At 55.0% G+C, this 16627-nt stretch carries 15 protein-coding genes; 12 read left to right on the forward strand and 3 right to left on the reverse strand.

Going from position 1 to position 16627, the window contains the following annotated elements:
- Positions 1 to 10: 10 nt before the first annotated feature.
- Entirely contained in the window at positions 11 to 1180 is a 1170-nt protein-coding gene (locus tag KO508_RS03215) for an AI-2E family transporter (RefSeq protein WP_216006868.1), read from the reverse strand.
- A 242-nt stretch (positions 1181 to 1422) separates the two neighbouring features.
- On the opposite strand from KO508_RS03215, the gene KO508_RS03220 reads away from it, so the two are divergent.
- The 4 genes from KO508_RS03220 (at position 1423) to ahpC (ending at position 4931) form a co-directional block, all read left to right on the forward strand.
- Complete coding sequence (locus KO508_RS03220) at positions 1423 to 2433, forward strand: DctP family TRAP transporter solute-binding subunit (protein WP_216006869.1); 1011 nt, start codon at positions 1423 to 1425, stop codon at positions 2431 to 2433.
- A complete protein-coding gene (locus KO508_RS03225; protein WP_216006870.1) occupies positions 2433 to 2927 on the forward strand; it encodes a TRAP transporter small permease in 495 nt (164 codons plus the stop codon). The genes KO508_RS03220 and KO508_RS03225 overlap by 1 nt, the downstream gene beginning before the upstream one ends.
- A complete protein-coding gene (locus KO508_RS03230) occupies positions 2917 to 4221 on the forward strand; it encodes a TRAP transporter large permease (protein ID WP_216006871.1) in 1305 nt (434 codons plus the stop codon). The genes KO508_RS03225 and KO508_RS03230 overlap by 11 nt, the downstream gene beginning before the upstream one ends.
- Positions 4222 to 4367: 146 nt before the next feature.
- Complete coding sequence (gene ahpC / locus KO508_RS03235; protein ID WP_216006872.1) at positions 4368 to 4931, forward strand: alkyl hydroperoxide reductase subunit C; 564 nt, start codon at positions 4368 to 4370, stop codon at positions 4929 to 4931.
- A gap of 109 nt (positions 4932 to 5040) precedes the next feature.
- Here the strand turns inward: ahpC and KO508_RS03240 are convergent, their stop codons facing one another.
- Complete coding sequence (locus tag KO508_RS03240; protein ID WP_216006873.1) at positions 5041 to 5772, reverse strand: DUF3581 domain-containing protein; 732 nt, start codon at positions 5770 to 5772, stop codon at positions 5041 to 5043.
- Positions 5773 to 6077: 305 nt separating this feature from the next.
- On the opposite strand from KO508_RS03240, the gene ahpF reads away from it, so the two are divergent.
- Positions 6078 to 7643 (forward strand): alkyl hydroperoxide reductase subunit F, encoded by a 1566-nt coding sequence (gene ahpF, locus KO508_RS03245; RefSeq protein WP_216006874.1) that lies wholly within the window; start codon positions 6078 to 6080, stop codon positions 7641 to 7643.
- A gap of 125 nt (positions 7644 to 7768) precedes the next feature.
- Here the strand turns inward: ahpF and KO508_RS03250 are convergent, their stop codons facing one another.
- Positions 7769 to 8437 (reverse strand): transglutaminase-like domain-containing protein, encoded by a 669-nt coding sequence (locus tag KO508_RS03250; protein WP_216006875.1) that lies wholly within the window; start codon positions 8435 to 8437, stop codon positions 7769 to 7771.
- A gap of 225 nt (positions 8438 to 8662) precedes the next feature.
- Between KO508_RS03250 and KO508_RS03255 the strand changes: the two genes are divergently transcribed.
- The 7 genes from KO508_RS03255 (at position 8663) to sbnB (ending at position 16626) form a co-directional block, all read left to right on the forward strand.
- Positions 8663 to 10804: a TonB-dependent receptor gene (locus tag KO508_RS03255; protein WP_216006876.1), complete on the forward strand. Its 2142-nt coding sequence runs from the start codon at positions 8663 to 8665 to the stop codon at positions 10802 to 10804.
- The gene (locus KO508_RS03260; RefSeq protein WP_216006877.1) at positions 10798 to 11733 is read left to right on the forward strand and encodes an iron-siderophore ABC transporter substrate-binding protein; all 936 of its coding nucleotides are present in this window, start codon (positions 10798 to 10800) and stop codon (positions 11731 to 11733) included. Before KO508_RS03255 ends, KO508_RS03260 begins: the two co-directional genes overlap by 7 nt.
- Complete coding sequence (locus tag KO508_RS03265) at positions 11720 to 12715, forward strand: FecCD family ABC transporter permease (protein ID WP_216006878.1); 996 nt, start codon at positions 11720 to 11722, stop codon at positions 12713 to 12715. Before KO508_RS03260 ends, KO508_RS03265 begins: the two co-directional genes overlap by 14 nt.
- Positions 12712 to 13683 (forward strand): FecCD family ABC transporter permease, encoded by a 972-nt coding sequence (locus KO508_RS03270; RefSeq protein ID WP_216006879.1) that lies wholly within the window; start codon positions 12712 to 12714, stop codon positions 13681 to 13683. The genes KO508_RS03265 and KO508_RS03270 overlap by 4 nt, the downstream gene beginning before the upstream one ends.
- Before the next feature lie 3 nt (positions 13684 to 13686).
- Positions 13687 to 14484, forward strand: coding sequence for an ABC transporter ATP-binding protein (locus tag KO508_RS03275; protein ID WP_216006880.1), 798 nt, complete (start codon positions 13687 to 13689; stop codon positions 14482 to 14484).
- A 116-nt stretch (positions 14485 to 14600) separates the two neighbouring features.
- Positions 14601 to 15590 (forward strand): 2,3-diaminopropionate biosynthesis protein SbnA, encoded by a 990-nt coding sequence (sbnA, locus tag KO508_RS03280; protein WP_216006881.1) that lies wholly within the window; start codon positions 14601 to 14603, stop codon positions 15588 to 15590.
- A gap of 22 nt (positions 15591 to 15612) precedes the next feature.
- Positions 15613 to 16626, forward strand: a complete 1014-nt coding sequence (sbnB, locus tag KO508_RS03285) for a 2,3-diaminopropionate biosynthesis protein SbnB (RefSeq protein WP_216006882.1) — start codon at positions 15613 to 15615, stop codon at positions 16624 to 16626.
- The last annotated feature ends 1 nt before the right edge of the window (position 16627 follow it).

Genomic DNA, 16627 nt, shown 5'->3' on the forward strand with positions numbered 1-16627 from the left:
TACCTCGCTTTTATTTGCCCAACAGCTCACCGACGGGGCGCAGGTTTACAATGTGGTCGCACAAAGATTTTATAATCATGAGGATAGGTGTGGCGATGATTAGCCCTATCGGCCCCCAGAGCCAGCCCCAGAAAAGAAGGCCGATAAAGATCGCCACGGCGTTGAGGCTTGATATCTGGCTGGTCAGCCAAGGCGTCAAAAGATAGCCCTGAACACTGGTGATGGCCAATGAGGTGCCTGCTACGATAATGGTCATTTCCATTTCACCAAACTGGAGAAATGCTGCAAAGCCAGTACCAACTAACACCAGAAACGGGCCAAGGTAGGGTATGGCGCTGGCGATACCGGCAACCACGCCCCATAGCATTGCCTGCTCCACGCCGAGGGCTAGAAATGCAATCCAGGTTACAAGCCCCACGAACAGGGCGCCAAGCAGCATCACAAACAGGAACCGCCGCACCTGGCGGTGAAAATCGACCATAATCCGGGCAGCTTTACGCATTCGCCCGAACGACGGGCCTGAGAGCTTTACAATCTTGCGTTTATACAACGATCCCACGGCCAGTATGAAGTACACGAGAAGTAACACGGAAAAAAACTGTGAGATAAGCACCAGTGCAGCTGGTGAGCCTTTCAGCACGTATTGCTGAATATCCATCGGCTTATCTACTACCCGCACAGGTGTCACGCCTTCATGTGCGGGGTGCTTGTCACTTTGCCCCTGAGCTGCAGATTCCTCAATTTTTTTAGCGGCCGCTTGAGCCTTTTCCATGAGCCCTTGTTCTTGATCAGGAGCTTTAGCTTCATTGCGCTTAAATTCGTTGATGGCGACAGGGATTTTGTCCAGCATAGCCATGGCTTCGCGTTGCAGGGGGATGCTGGCTGCGGCAATCGCTCCAAGCAGTGTAACCATGACGATGGCAGCGCTCAGGGCTCTGGGGAGCCTCAGCCGGTCAAGCGTCGACACCAGTGGGTCGAGGGCGTAGCTGATTAAAACCGCGACCATTAGCGGAAGGAGCACCGCCTGAGCCCAGTTGATAAAATAGAGGGTGGCTATGCTGGCGAGAATAACCATCGATGTGCTGCGAACACTTACGGCTTCAATCAGTGCCTTCCGCTGTTTTTGACTATTGTGGTCTATGTTGTCGGGGCGGAGCTCACTCTGTTCGTTGCTTACCATGGTTTCCACTGTGGTGGTTGTAAGGTTTATATCCTATCAATTGTAGACCGCTCTGGCAGCGTGCGAGAAAAAAACAACAGAGTCGTAATGACGCGCCAACTTTATATTGCGACGCGTCGGGCTTTACTCAAGTGCTTTTCTTTTGCGTCGCGGCGACACCCGCTCCTATAATCCCCCATGACCGTGATGTGCTCGGCATCTCTCCCCGAGCTTTGCCATGCCAATAAAAAAAGGAAAACAACATGCTGAAAACCCGCTCTTTAATCGCTGTTGCCGCGGCGACTTTGTTGCTCAGCTCTGCTGCGAACGCCCAATACAAAGATGAATACACAGTTTCTACGGTTCTGCCGTCGGCATTTCCTTGGGGGCAGGCTGCGGATAAATGGGTCGAGTTGGTGAAAGAGCGCTCTGAAGGGCGCATCAATATGAAGATTTACAGCAACTCCCAGCTGGTTTCCGGAGACCAAACCAAAGAGTTTTCTGCCATGCGCTCCGGGTTGATCGATATGGCCGTGGGTTCGACTATCAACTGGTCGCCTCAGGTTCCTGAATTGAACCTGTTCTCCTTGCCATTCCTGATGCCGGATAATGCCGCGATTGATGCAATCACTCAGGGTGAGGCGGGCAAGGCGGTGTTCAAAGCGATTGAAAAACGCGGCGTTACACCACTGGCTTGGGGCGAAAATGGCTTTCGTGAGCTGTCCAACTCCAAATTGGCTATCAGCGAGCCAGCAGATCTTGAGGGCTTAAAAATTCGGGTTGTAGGCTCGCCTTTGTTTCAGGACACCTTCTCCGAGCTGGGCGCTAACCCCACGCAAATGAGCTGGGCAGACGCTAAGCCAGCACTGACCACCGGCGCGGTTGATGGTCAGGAAAATCCGCTTTCGGTTTTTGACGTGGCGCGTATCGATCAGGTTGGGCAGGAGCACCTCACGCTGTGGCACTACATGGCCGACCCGTTGGTGTTTGCGGTAAGTAACCGTGTTTGGAGCCAGTTCAATGCGGAAGATCAGGCGCTTCTGAAACAAGCGGCAATCGACGCTGGCAAATGGGAAATTGAAAAATCCCGTGCCGAGCTTGCGGACACGCTACAGGCCATTAAAGATCGAGGTGTAACCGTTACGGAGCTCACCCAGGCGCAGCACGACGCGTTCGTGAAGGCGACTCGCCCGGTTTATGAAAAGTGGACACCGCGCATTGGCGAAGACCTGGTGAAACAGGCCCAGTCTGCTGTCGCTAATCGTAAGCAGTAATGTCCTCACGACCCCCGAAGTTCCGGCCGGAAGCCTGGCTGGCATCGTTGGCGCTGATCGCAATCTGTGTGATCAGCTTGGGCAACGTGATTGTCCGCTACACCACCGATGCCTCCTTTGCGTTCACTGAGGAGTTCTCGGTGTTTCTTCTGGTATTGCTAACGTTTGCTGGCGCCGCGGTGGCTGCTCGTAATAATCAGCACATACGGATTGAGCTGATTGAGCACTACTTGCCGCCCGCTGCGTTGAAGGTATTGTTTGTGGTGCAGTGGCTGGTGGGCGTGTCGGTTATGGGGGTCACGACTTGGTATGGCGCTATTTTTGCGATGCAAGAATACGACTGGGAGTCCCTATCACCCGGGTTGGGGCTGCCCAACTGGATTTATGTAATTTGGTTACCGCTGATGTCGGCTGCCATTATTTTCCGGATGACCCAGAACTTCATTGACCGAATGCGTGGCAAGAAAGACGCGGAGGTCATCCATGAATCCTGATTTGTTGATGATCGGCAGCTTTCTGGTGGCATTACTGCTGGGTGTTCCCGTTGCCATCGCGCTGGGTTTTGGTGGATTGGTGGGGATCGTTGCTGGCTTGTCACCCGACATGCTCGCGACGTTTGGCACCAACACCTACAACAGTGTGTCTAAGTATCCACTGATTGCGATACCTTTGTTTATTCTCACCGGGCTTATTTTTGAGCGGGCCGGGGTGGCTGCCAGTTTGGTGCGCTTTGCTCAGGCCATTATCGGCCCTCGCCATGGCAGCCTAACGGTTGTTGCGGTTCTCGTGTGCCTTATCATGGGCGGAATGAGCGGTTCAGGGCCTGCAGATGCTGCAGCCGTGGCGATGGTGATGTTGCCCAGTATGCGTAAGGCGGGCTATCCACAGCCCTTTTCTGCCGCGCTGATTGCGGCTTCATCCTCCACCGCCATACTGATTCCCCCATCCATTGCGTTGATTCTTTATTCTATTGTGGTGCCGGGTGTGGATTTACGGGCGCTGTTTGCTGCGGGCTTGTTTCCGGGCATTCTGGCCGGGTTATCGCTGCTGGTACCGGCGCTGTACCTCGCCCGCAAGTTTGGTTGGGAGAACCCCGAAACCTCGGAGCGCCCGCCGTTTTGGCCCAGCTTCAAGGCGGCGTTGCCCGCGTTGTTTGCACCGGTCATCATTCTAGGCGGTTTGCGCTCCGGGCTATTCACCCCCACCGAAGCCGCAGTGGTCGCCGTGGCTTACGGTGTACTTGTAGGCTGCGTGGTATACCGAAACCTGAGCTTACGCAGCTTGTTTGATCTAATGACCGACGCGGCGGTCACATCCGGCGTGGTTATGTTGATCATTGCGCTGGCGGGTATTTTCGCCTGGGCGGGAACCACGCTGGGTACTTTCCAGCATCTTGCGGATGGACTGTTGTCGCTTTCCGACAACGGTTGGGTGTTGTTGGGCTTGGTCATGGTGCTGGTGTTAATCGCTGGCATGTTGCTGGATGCGGTGTCGATTTACCTGATTCTCATCCCCATTGTATTACCGTTGATGAATCATTTTGGCTGGAACCCTGTGTGGTTCGGTATTTTGCTGGCAATGAACATCGCCATTGGGCAATTCACCCCACCCGTAGCGGTTAACCTGATGGTTACAACACGTATTGCGAATATTCGTCTGGAACATACCATAGGCTGGGCGTTGGTCTTTATTGCTGCAATGAGCGTTAGCTTACTTTTGGTGATGCTGATGCCCGGGATTGCTCTCTGGCTTCCGGAGCAGCTTGGTTATGTTGTTGGGCCTTGGTAGAGGTGTAATTTCAGGTAGCGGCGGAAGTTTATAGGTGTGACCTATCGTTATCTTAAATATAATCAATTTTACCAAACTTGGCTTTTTGCTTAGTATAATGGCTGTAGATTCGTAAACACGCAAACGAACTGATAGGAGTGATATCCATGGGCGTAATCAATAGCGAAATCAAACCGTTTAACGCAACTGCCTTCAAGCAGGGCGAGTTTGTAGAGATTTCTGAAGCTGACGTGAAAGGCAAGTGGTCGATCTTTTTCTTCTACCCAGCAGACTTCACGTTTGTTTGCCCGACAGAACTGGGCGACGTGGCAGATCACTACGAAGAACTGCAGAAGATGGGTGTTGAAGTATTTTCTGTGTCTACCGACACGCACTTCACTCACAAAGCATGGCACGACAGCTCTGAGACGATTGGTAAGATCAACTACTTCATGGTTGGCGACCAGAACGGCAGCATCACCAACAACTTTGGTGTGATGCGTGAAGGTCAGGGTCTTGCAGACCGCGCTACCTTCCTGATCGATCCTGATGGAATCATTCAGGCAATGGAAATCACTGCAGAAGGTATTGGCCGAGATGCAGACGATCTGATGCGCAAAGTGAAGGCCGCCCAGTACGTGCGCAACCACCCAGGTGAAGTGTGTCCGGCCAAGTGGAAAGAAGGCGAAGCGACATTGGCTCCGTCTCTGGATCTTGTTGGCAAGATCTAAGCTTTCCACAAAACAGAAAGTAGACAGTACAGGTTCTCTAAGAACTTGTTATTAACACAAAACCCCGGGCTATCCGGGGTTTTGTGTGTTTGCGGCTTACGAATAGGGCCTAGGGTTCGACCGCGTCGACACCGTACCGGGACCCGCGAGCCTTCAGTCGATAGAACTCTTCAATCACGCCCGCCATGGCATCCGGGCAATAGGGTCGGAGTCCGCCCAGCACAAGGCGTTTGGACACTTCACCCACAGCTTGGCCATTGGAATTGAGCCGGTATTCCAGAGTGACATTACCGCGTTTGCCACTGTCTTCCAGCTCAGCTTTGTGAAGTTCCAGCTCAGGTGATGACGCATCCAGATTATCCAAAGTCAGGCTCATGCTCTCGTACATCACCATGGGCCGATCGGGATTGAACATCACACCCTTTGATTCCATCAGTGGTATCAAAGTGTGCGGGAAGTTCTTGCCGGAAGCTGCCACATAACAACGGGTAAACTCTTCAATAACTTTTTCATCCCGGGTTATGTCGCCGCTGCGAGTGACTTCCAGATACACCTTGTCGTTCTGGTCGCAAACCTGAATGGACTCGTCTCCGTTTTCACGGAACTCTAGAGGAACCCCGTCTCCAAGCAGGGCACGGAACTGGAAGGTCATGTGCCGGGAAAGGCCGAAGCGCGAGACCACTACGGCAAAAAGCAGATCTCCGGGAACGCAGAAGCGGCGGGCGTCGGGATCATGAATCGGGTTGAAATCTCCGGCCACTTCTTTGGCAAATTGGCTGGCCTGAGGGGCGGAAATATATACGCGTCCGTCTTGAATTGAATAAAAACGGTCTAGAAACATTTGCTACCTATCCTGAATGCAAAAGGGTGACGACACTGCGCCTTGCAACATGGTACCGAGGTCTGGCGTGTAAGGGTATGCGCTATTTGTACATTCACAGGACCTGGTGCTTTCGGGGTGCACTTTTAATAATGTTATTGTCACATATTCAATAGCATTCAGCTATCAATACGTTCGTGTCAATTAATTTGAGCATTTCATTGTGGGTGCGTATCTTGAAGACATATCCCAAACAAAGATTGCCTGAGGTGTGAGTTCAATCACTCAAGCAATCGCTTTACGAATCCAGAAAGGAGAATCCGTACATGTTGGATGCCAATATTAAGCAGCAACTGAAAGCCTACATGGAAAAACTGCAGCAGCCGATTGAGCTGGTGGCAGCCTACGACGATGGCGTTAAGTCTCAAGAGTTGCGAGAGCTGCTCGAAGAAATTGAGCCAATGTCTGAGAAGATCAGTTTGCGCACAGAACAGTCGAATGATGTGCGTCGTCCTTCCTTCGCCATAAATCGCGTAGGCAGCGACATGGGTGTGCGCTTTGCGGGCATCCCTATGGGTCACGAGTTTACTTCGCTGGTTTTGGCGTTGTTGCAGGTGGGAGGTCACCCATCCAAGGCGTCTCAGGATGTGATCGAGCAGGTTCAGCAGCTGGATGGTGAGTTTGAGTTCGAAACCTACTTTTCGCTATCGTGTCAGAACTGTCCGGATGTGGTGCAGGCTCTGAACCTGATGAGCGTACTGAACCCGAATATTCGCCACACGTCTATTGACGGTGCCTTGTTTCAGGACGAAGTGGAAAAGCGTGAGGTTATGTCTGTGCCCAGTGTTTACCTGAATGGTGAGCCTTGGGGCCAAGGACGTATGACTCTGGAAGAGATTGCGTCCAAGCTGGATACCAAATCTGACGAGAAAGAAGCCGAGAAGATCAACCAGAAAGATACCTTTGAAGTGCTGGTGATTGGTGGTGGCCCTGCTGGCGCAGCCGCCTCTATTTATGCCGCTCGTAAGGGTATTTCGACAGGCATTGCCGCAGAGCGTTTTGGTGGTCAGGTTGCGGACACCATGAGTATCGAGAACCTGATTTCTGTGCCTTACACCGAAGGCCCGAAGCTGGTGGCGGCCATGGAGCAGCACGTTAAAGAGTACGACGTGGATATCATGAACATGCAGTTGGCCGAGAAGCTGATTCCGGCGTCGAAGCCCGGCATGCCCCATGAGATACGTCTTGCCAATGGCGCGTCACTCAAAGCACGCACCCTTGTACTCTCTACCGGTGCTCGCTGGCGCCCGCTGGGTGTTCCCGGTGAGGCGGAATACCGCAACAAAGGCGTTGCTTACTGTCCGCACTGTGACGGCCCGCTGTTCAAGGGCAAGCATGTTGCGGTGATAGGTGGCGGTAACTCCGGTGTGGAAGCGGCGATTGATCTTGCCGGTATTGTGCGCCATGTAACGCTGATTGAGTTTGGCGCTGAAATGCGCGCAGACGATGTATTGCAGAAAAAACTGCGCAGCCTGAATAATGTGGACATTATTACCTCTGGCCAGACCACTGAAGTGGTTGGTGAGAATGGCAGGGTGAGTGGCCTGAAATACACAGATCGCAACACGGGTGAAAACCATCACGTAGCGCTGGAGGGCGTGTTCGTACAGATTGGTTTGGTGCCGAACACCGAATGGCTCAAAGGTGATATTGAGCTGAGCCAGCATGGTGAAATCATCATCAACGACCGCAACGAAACCTCAATTCCGGGTGTGTTTGCGGCTGGTGACGCTACCACTGTGCCGTTCAAACAGATTGTGATCTCTATGGGCGAAGGCTCGAAAGCTGCACTGAGTGCGTTTGATTTCTTGATTCGTAATTCTGTGGAATAAATCAAATTGGAATAGAGAGTTGGCAAGACAAACATGAGCCGGGGCGACTGCTCCGGCGGTGTTTTGGACATGCTGGAAAGTACTGAAAACGGCATTCGTCATGCAGGCGAGTGCCGTTTTGCGTTTCAGCTCCCGGAAATATCCTTTTCCAGACTGCCTTCAACCGCTTCGGGAGAGCCGCTTTCCAGAAACAGGTGCCCGTAAGCGGCTTTTATTCCCGACAAAATAAAATCATGGGGAACGTCATCGAAAAGACCATGATCGTTCACGTACTCCATGTGTGCTTTGCCGGATTCTGTGTATTCCTGAAACACCGAGTCGTTCACCCCGTCAAACTCCAGCGGCTCTACCTTCATCAACTCACAAAGCTGTTTGTTGAATGCAGGGGTAGCCTTTACCCAGCGGCCGTTTAGGTAAAGCTCGATAAACCCATGCATACGAAAGATATCTGAGCGCAGCCACTCAACTAGCTTGGGGCTTGATAGGTGATTACGCACATCAGCGAGGCCTAAGCGACTGGGGATGCCGATGGCCCTTGCAGCGGCGCCGAGCAATACGGCCTTAGGAATGCAGTAGCTTTCACCGGCTTTTAACGCGTAGCTGGCGCTGAAGGTCTCGGGTTCGGGGCGGAAAACGTAGGGGTTGTAGCTTACGCTGTCCCGAACCGCCAAATAAAGAACTTTGGCCTGCTCCACCGGGTGCTCGGGTACACCCTCAAGCTGTGATGCAATCCAAGCTTTTAATTCGGGCTGGTTGTAGTCGAAAAAAGCGGTGGGCTGGAGGTAGTGTTCCATAACTGGGTATCCGGTTTGGGCATCAAGCTTCGATCATCGCTAATTAGCAAGCTACAGGCAATAGCAATAACCGTCAGGATGACTGCCAAAATGGATCAGGGTTTCTGGCAGGGCATTTTCCTATTTTGGAGCGTCTATCTTGCTGTTTAGGTTAATGAGAAGTATTATTACTATCAATATCAATTCAATATTAGTTTTTTCGACTTAAAGCAAAATGAGATTCAAATGAGCCAGATCAATACTATTTCAAGCCTACTTCTGGCAGCAGTGGCGACTCCTTTCGCTATCACCGCAATCGCTCAAGAAACTCCAGTCGCTACCGAACTGAAACCGCTCGAGGTCTCCGCTACCCGTCAGGGCATAGCTGTCGACGAACTCGCCCACGCCGTCACCGTCATCGACCGTGAACAGCTCGATAGCCAGTTCCAGACCTCTCGCAACCTCGGCGAGGTTTTGGCAAAAACAGTGCCAGGCATGGCTCCCGCCAGTCAGACCCTGACCAACTTCAACCAGAGCTTGAGAGGGCGCAACCTACTGGTGTTGATTGATGGCGTTCCACAGAACACCAACCGCAACATAAGCCGCGACCTTATGAATATCGACCCCGCCAACATCGAACGCATCGAGGTGCTGCGCGGTGCCAGTGCAGTATACGGCAGCGGCGCTGCTGGTGGGGTCGTCAATATCATCACTCGTAGCAACGACGCCCCCAACAGTACAACGTTGGGGCTGCGTAGCTCGCTCACCAAATTGGATGAGGACGGTCTGGGTTATCGGGCGGAGCAACATCTGGGAGGCGGCAATGACTCTTACGATTATGGCGTCAATCTAGCCTGGGAGCGTCAGGGTGCCTTTTTCGACGCCGATGGTGACCGTATTGCCCCTGAGCCTAGTCAGGGCGACCTTTCCGATACCGACAGCTTGAGTCTGGCGGGTAAGCTGCGCTGGTTTCTGAATGGCAGCACCCTAACCCTATCAGCCAATCACTTCGACGCCGAACAGGACACCGATTACGCGTCCGACCCTGCCGTTGCCTCTCTACCTGCGGGCAGCGTCAAGGCCCGGCCCATTTCCGGGTTGAAGCTGGAGAGGCAGAGTCGTACTCGCAATAGCGCGATAAATCTGAGCTGGATTGCCAACCAGACCCTATTGGGTAGTCTTGATACACAGTTGTACTACCGTGATTACCATGCCCGCTTTTCTCCAGCTGATGGGCGTACTTGGTCGACTTGGGGTGTATTGGGCCAGAACTTTCAGGACACAGAGACGATGGGTGCGCGGGTAGGCTTGAGCACCGAACTCAGCGAGGCCAGTCTGGTGCGTTGGGGTGTAGACGTGAGCCGGGAAAAGTCCGAAGCCCCCATTGCCACCTATGATGGCAACGCTTTTGACAACAGCGGCGGGCTGGTATTTATCAATACCGGTGACCGAACTTTTATGCCTCCTATTACTCAGGACACTGTCGGTACCTTCGTGCAGCTGGAGCATGGTTTCAGCGACCGCCTACGCGGTGAGTTGGGAGCCCGCTACGAGTATGCGTCCGCTGAATTTGATGACTTCACCACGCTCGGTCAGGGTAATGGCATTGAGGGTGGCGAGATCAGTTTCGACGACTTTCTGTTCAATACGGGTCTAGTATTTGATGTCACTCGAACCAGCGAACTGTATGCCAATTTCTCTCAGGGCTTCGAGCTGCCGGATGTCGGCTTGCAGTTGCGCTATGCTCCCAGCGACTTTGATATCACCAGTTCTCAGTTGAAGCCCATCAAGACTGACAACTACGAAATCGGCACGCGCAGCGACTGGGGCCGCACCCAGACCAGCGTAGCTGTGTTCTACAGCCGATCAGATCTGGGGCAGCCCACCATCAAAGACTTTGCCTTTGTCCAGCCCCGCGCCAAGGAGCGGATCTACGGTATCGAGGCTACCCTTGACTATCTGATTAGCGAAAACTGGTTACTGGGTGGTTTGGTGACCTGGCTGGAAGGTGAGCGCTACGACGATGACGACCAGCGCTGGGAAGCCTTAAACGGCTACCGCATTCCTCCGGTGCAGGCGCGCACCTACGCTGAGTACACCCCCAACAATCACTGGTTCCACCGCCTGCAAATCAACTACAGCGGTTCACGGGACGATGCGTTCGAGGATCAGGTGGGCTTCGGCAGTCGTGAGGTGGAGTCCTACACTACCGTTGACTATCATACCCGCTACCAAATCAACCAACACAAGGTCAGCGTGGGTGTTGAGAATCTACTAAACGAGAACTATTTCACGGTGTACGGCCAATTGCTCCGCAACAATAACAACACCAGTCATATTCCGGCTTCGGGCATCACTTTGATGGCCACTTATCAATATCAATGGTAAAAGCTGCACTTCTGACTGCCCTCCTGTTGGCGGCCAATGGTTCGCCTGTGGCATTGGCGGAATCCTGCCGTCTGGTCAGTCATGCTTTGGGCAGCAGTTGTGTGAGCCCCGAACCGAAACGGGTGGCGGTGCTGGACACCGGAGAGCTGGATATCGTACTGGCTTTGGGAGTGGAACCCATCGCTGCCACCACCCCCTATCAGGTGGGGCAGTTCCCTGCGTACCTGCAAATGGACGACGATCGTGTGCGCTCTCTGGGGGTGGTGCAAGAGCCGGATCTTGAACGGCTAATGCGATTGCAGCCTGACGTTATCATGGGCAGCCAACAGCGCCACGGCCAACTTTACCCAATACTGTCGTCCATTGCCCCCACGGTTTTTAGTGAATCCCTTGGGGCAAGTTGGGCGGAGAACCTGCAGCTGTTCGCCGGTGCACTTGGCCGGGAGGCGGTAGCAGAACGACTGCTCGCAGGCATCGACGAACAATGTCGGCAGATCCGGAAACAGTACCGAGCCAAGGGCCAGCCGCGCTTGTCGATCATACGTTCCATGCAAACCCATGTCCGGCTCCCCTTAGGTGGCTCCTTTATTGGGAGTCTTGTGCAACGCTGTGGCCTTCTGCGGCCTGACGCCCAGTCCGGCACCGGCTTTGATCGCCGCCTGCGCTCGCCCCGGCATATCGACATGTTGGATGGGGACATTATCCTGCTCAGTGAATATGCTCCCGGGCAGGGGTCGTTGATAAAACGCTGGCAGCGCTCACCGTTCTGGTCACGGCTCGTGGGACAGGTCCACGAAGTGGATGATAGCTATTGGATGCTGGGCATCGGCCCCGTAGCTGCGAAGCGCGTGTTGAATGATTTGCAACGAATCATCGCTAGTTACTCACAACGACTCCAACAACAGGCCCAGCCTTATGCTCAGCATTGATCGCCGCCTTCTCTGGCTAGTGGGGGGGCTGTTATTAGTGGGTGCGGCGTCGCTGCTTTCGGGTATATCCAATGTCAAAATTGCAAACCTCTGGCACCTTTTGAGCGGCGGCATCACGATGAGTACCATCGACCGATTGGTATTGACGGAACTGCGGCTGCCTCGCCTGCTGGCGGCATTTCTAGTGGGGTCTGCACTTGGCGCCGCCGGTTGCCTGCTACAGCGTCTTACCGCAAACCCTCTGGCCAGCCCAGGTTTGCTGGGGTTGAATCAGGGTGCCGCTCTGGGGCTGGTCTGCTTGCTGGTCGCACCCTGGCCGTTCACGCCCATGCACGGTTTCATCGCTGCCATGGCCGGGGCCGCACTGGCCATGATTCTGGTATTCGGGGTGGTGCGGCTCGCCACCGGCGGGTTGGCAGCGGAAAGTCTCCTGCTCTTCGGAGCCCTCCTGAGTACCCTGTTCGGCGCCCTAACGACCATTGCATTGATTCTGGATCAGCATGCTCTGGATGCTATCCGTTTCTGGTTGGCAGGTTCGCTGTCATTGGTGGAACCAGCCCAGCTTCCTTCGCTGGCCATACTGGTTCTGACCGGTCTGGTGCTGGCAGGGTTGCTGTGCCGCCCGCTCCAACTACTGGAAACTGGCAGCGATACCGCGCGGGGGTTGGGCGCTAACCCTCGACTGATCCTGCTGTCGGTTAGTGTCGTTACCCTAATGCTTACAGCCGTGTCTGTGGCGGTCAGTGGCCCCATCCTGTTTGTTGGGTTGGTGGTGCCCCATCTGGCCCGGCTGTGGGTTGGCGAACGCCTGCACTACCAACTGGCGGGCAGCGCCTTACTGGGTGCCTTGCTGCTATCTCTCGCGGACCTCCTGATTTACCATCTCGACAACACCGACCGGCTGCCTCCAGGCGTCGCCCTAGCATTGCTGGGCGTACCCTGGTTTTTGTGGTTGGTGCGACGGAGGTACCTTAACGGATGATCGGACGTCTGATGACCGTTCCCTATCTCTTGCTATTGCCGCCGGTATTGGCCTTGTGCCTGCTCAATGGAAGCATCGACACACTGTCGCTTCTGCTGGTTGACAGCCAGCGCCAACTTATACTGCAGGTTATTACTGAACTGCGCCTGCCTCGGGTGCTGGTCGCGGCACTGGTAGGTGCGGGTCTAGGCATGTCCGGCCTGCTACTGCAGACCCTGTCCGGCAACCGGCTGGCGGACCCGGGTATTATCGGCGTCAATCAGGGAGCGGCACTGGCCGTTGTCGCGGGCCTGCTGCTGCTGCCGAACCTGCCGCCCCATTGGTTACCGCTGATGGGCGTCCTTGGTGGGTTGGCCAGCATGGGACTGCTTTGGCGTCTGAGCCGGGGCACCCCAGCCATCGCGCTGATCCTAATGGGGGTTGGGCTTAGCAGCCTGCTCAGTGCGCTGATTGGCTGCCTGCTGATCTTGTCGGAAACCCACCGGCTGGCCATGGTGATGACGTGGTTGGCGGGCAGCTTTGCCACCAGCAATGACGCAGTACTGATGAGCACCTTTGGGTGGTCAATAGTACTGTTGCCGCTATCTTGGTTGCTATGCAGACGCCTGAGTCCATTGCTGCTGGATCCGCTCAGTGGCCGTATGCTGGGAGCTCGTACAAGCCAGACCGAATCCTTCTGCCTGATGATGGCCTGTGCGCTCGGCGCAGTGGCAGTGGCCGCCGCCGGCACGTTGGGATTCGTCGGACTGCTTGCTCCCCACATTGCCCGGCGGCTGCACCCGCCGCAGCCGGAGCTGCTAGCCCTGCCTGTCTTGGGGTATGGCGCCCTATTGGCAATGCTGGCGGATCTGCTGGGACGGAGTTTGTTCGCACCGGTACAACTGCCGGCGGGACTGATGCTTGCCGTCGTGGGGGTTCCGGTGTTTATCCTGTTGCTGCTCTGGCAACAGCGTCTTCGTGGAGACTGATCAATGAGCAAGTATGCTGTTCGCGCCACCGATATTCGTGTGGGCTATCGCGGGATTCCGCTGATTGAGGAACCCCGCCTGACTATCCCAGCAGGGCGCATCACCGTCCTGCTGGGCGCCAACGGTTGCGGCAAGTCAACCCTGCTTAAGGCCATGGCTGGACTGCATCCCCTGCAGGATGGGCGAGTGTGGATCGGCGACGATGAGCTGGCCACAACCCCGGTCCGGCGGCTGGCCCGCCGATTGGCGTTCTTGCCACAGCACCCCAGTGCTCCCGAGGCCCTCACCGTGGCAGAATTGGTGATGATGGGGCGCTACCCGTATCGACATCCGCTGTTGCCGCCAAGTGCCCAAGACCGTGAGGCCGTAACGGAAGCTCTCGCCCAGACTGACCTACGTGAGCTGGGGAAGCGCACGCTGGGTACCTTGTCCGGCGGTCAGCGGCAACGAGCTTGGCTGGCCATGGTGTTGGCGCAACAGACCGATATCTTGATGCTGGACGAGCCCACCAGCTATCTGGACCTAAGCCACCAGTACGATTTGCTCAATCTGATCCAGCGGCTGAACCGGGAGCATGACAAGACTCTGGTACTGGTGCTACACGACCTGAATCAGGCGTTCGAATTCGCCGACCACCTGATCTACATGAAACAGGGACGCATCCGGGCTCAGGGGACGCCGGCCCAGACGGCGTCCCCGGAACTGATCGAGGAGATCTTCGGCCTCAACTGCGATATCCAGCCCCATCCAAAAGTATCTTGCCCACTGCTAATCCCGTTGGCTGGTCAGTACGGCCAGTAACGGCTCCAGCAGTTTATCCCTAGATAAACTTACCAAGCTGTAATTATAGACTGGCTTTTATTGCAAATCGTTCTTATTTGCATTTAGTATTGCCTCTTGCACCATAGGAGGCAAAAATGATCTACGACAATGTTGCCAGCTGTATAGGAAATACACCGCTCGTCAGGCTTTCACGGGTCTTTGCAGGAAAAAGCGTCACCGTTCTCGCAAAGATGGAACTCATGAACCCCGGCGGAAGTATCAAGGACAGACCCGCCAAGTATATGCTGGAAATGGGCATTCAGGCCGGCACGATCAATCCCGATAGCCACATCATTGAGAGTTCCTCGGGCAATCTGGCCATTGCCCTGGCAATGATCTGCAAACTGAAAGGGCTCGAATTCACCGCGGTGGTCGATCCGAAAATTTCCCCGGCCAACCTGAAGATGCTGAGGCTATACGGCGCCAATGTCGTAACCGTTACGCAAAAGGATGAGAACGACGGTTACCTGTTGACCCGAATCAACACCGTCAAACAGCTCCTTCATTCGATCCCCAACGCGGTCTGGATCAACCAGTACGCCAACCCGGACAACTGGCGCAGTCACTATTACGGCGAAGCGCGGGAAATCTTGGGACAGATCAATCACCAGATTGACTACCTGATTATCGGCGCGAGCACCTCCGGAACTCTCATGGGGGTGTCCCGCTGTCTGAAGGAGGTGTTTCCGGATATGCGGGTCATCGCGGTGGACATTGTTGGCTCCGTCCTGTTCGGAGGCAAGTCGGCCCCCCGCGAAATCCCCGGCATTGGCGCCAGCCGTGTTCCGGAACTGCTGTCTGCAAACGAGGTGGACCAGGTGATTTACGTCGACGATTACGAATCCGCCATGGGCTGCCGACGTCTGATTGCCGAAGAGGGTATTTTTGCTGGCGGCTCCAGTGGCTCCTCGATCTCGGCGATTGAGAAGCTCCTGCCCGAGATACCCGCAGGCAAATGCATCCTGACGCTGCTGCCGGACCGCGGCGATCGCTACCTTGATCTCGTCTATAACGAAGAATGGCTTGAACTGGTAAGGCAGCGTCATTTCAAGCACACACCCCATACCCACGAAGAAATTGCTTAATCGAACTCCAGGGAACTCATCGATGACCAACACCGCAACACTCCGCTATCTCAGCCAATCCGATCTGAAAGCGCTGGGCGCAGATCACAGTCATGCGTTCATTGAAGCAGTCGAGGAAGGTTTAAGGCTTCACGCCGAGGGCAATTTCGTCCAGCCACTCAAGCCCTACCTGCGCTGGCCCGGGGCCGACCATATTGCCGACCGGATCATTGCCATGCCCTGTTATCTGGGTGGCGAGAACCCCATGGCGGGCATCAAGTGGATTGGCTCCCGCCAACACAATCCCAGCAAACACCAGCTTCCCCGGGCCAGTGCGCTGATCGTCCTCAACGACGCCCAGACCAACTACCCCGTGGCAGTAATGGAAGGCGGCCTGATCAGTGCAATGCGCACCGCGGCAATCACCGGCGTCGCGACCCGATACCTCGCAGCCAGCAACTTTACCGATGTCACCATCATTGGCTGCGGGCCCGTCGCACACATGCAAGTGAAAACCCTGCTTGAACAGTACCCGCAGATCCAGACGGTGCACCTGTACGACCTGAACCCGGCTGCCGCCGACCACCTGATCAGCGACTTCGCCGCGGATTACGCAAACACCCGGTTTATTATCCACGAGTCGGCCAAGTCGGCGGTAGAGCAGGCCGACGTGCTGGTGACCTGTACCGTTTCCGACAAGCCCTATATCCCGTTCGAGTGGATCAAGAAAGGCTGCTTTATTTCCAACATCTCGATCATGGACATCGAGCGTGATGTCTTCCTGAAAGCCGACAAGGTGATCGTCGACGATTGGGACCAGTCCAACCGCGAGAAAAAAGTGATCAACGTGCTGGTGGAAGAAGGCCTGTTCAGCCGTGAGCAGCTGCATGCCGAACTGGGCGAGATTGTTTGCGGCTCGGTCCGGGGCCGCGATAACGATGACGAAATCATCCTGCTCAATCCGATGGGCATGGCCATTGACGACATCGTGTGTGCGCGCTGGTTTTACCAGGCCGCCGAAAGCAACAACGCGGGCACCGAACTCCCCTTGTTCTAGG

Source organism: Marinobacter salexigens (genome assembly GCF_018860765.1).
Taxonomy (GTDB): Bacteria; Pseudomonadota; Gammaproteobacteria; order Pseudomonadales; family Oleiphilaceae; genus Marinobacter; species Marinobacter salexigens_A.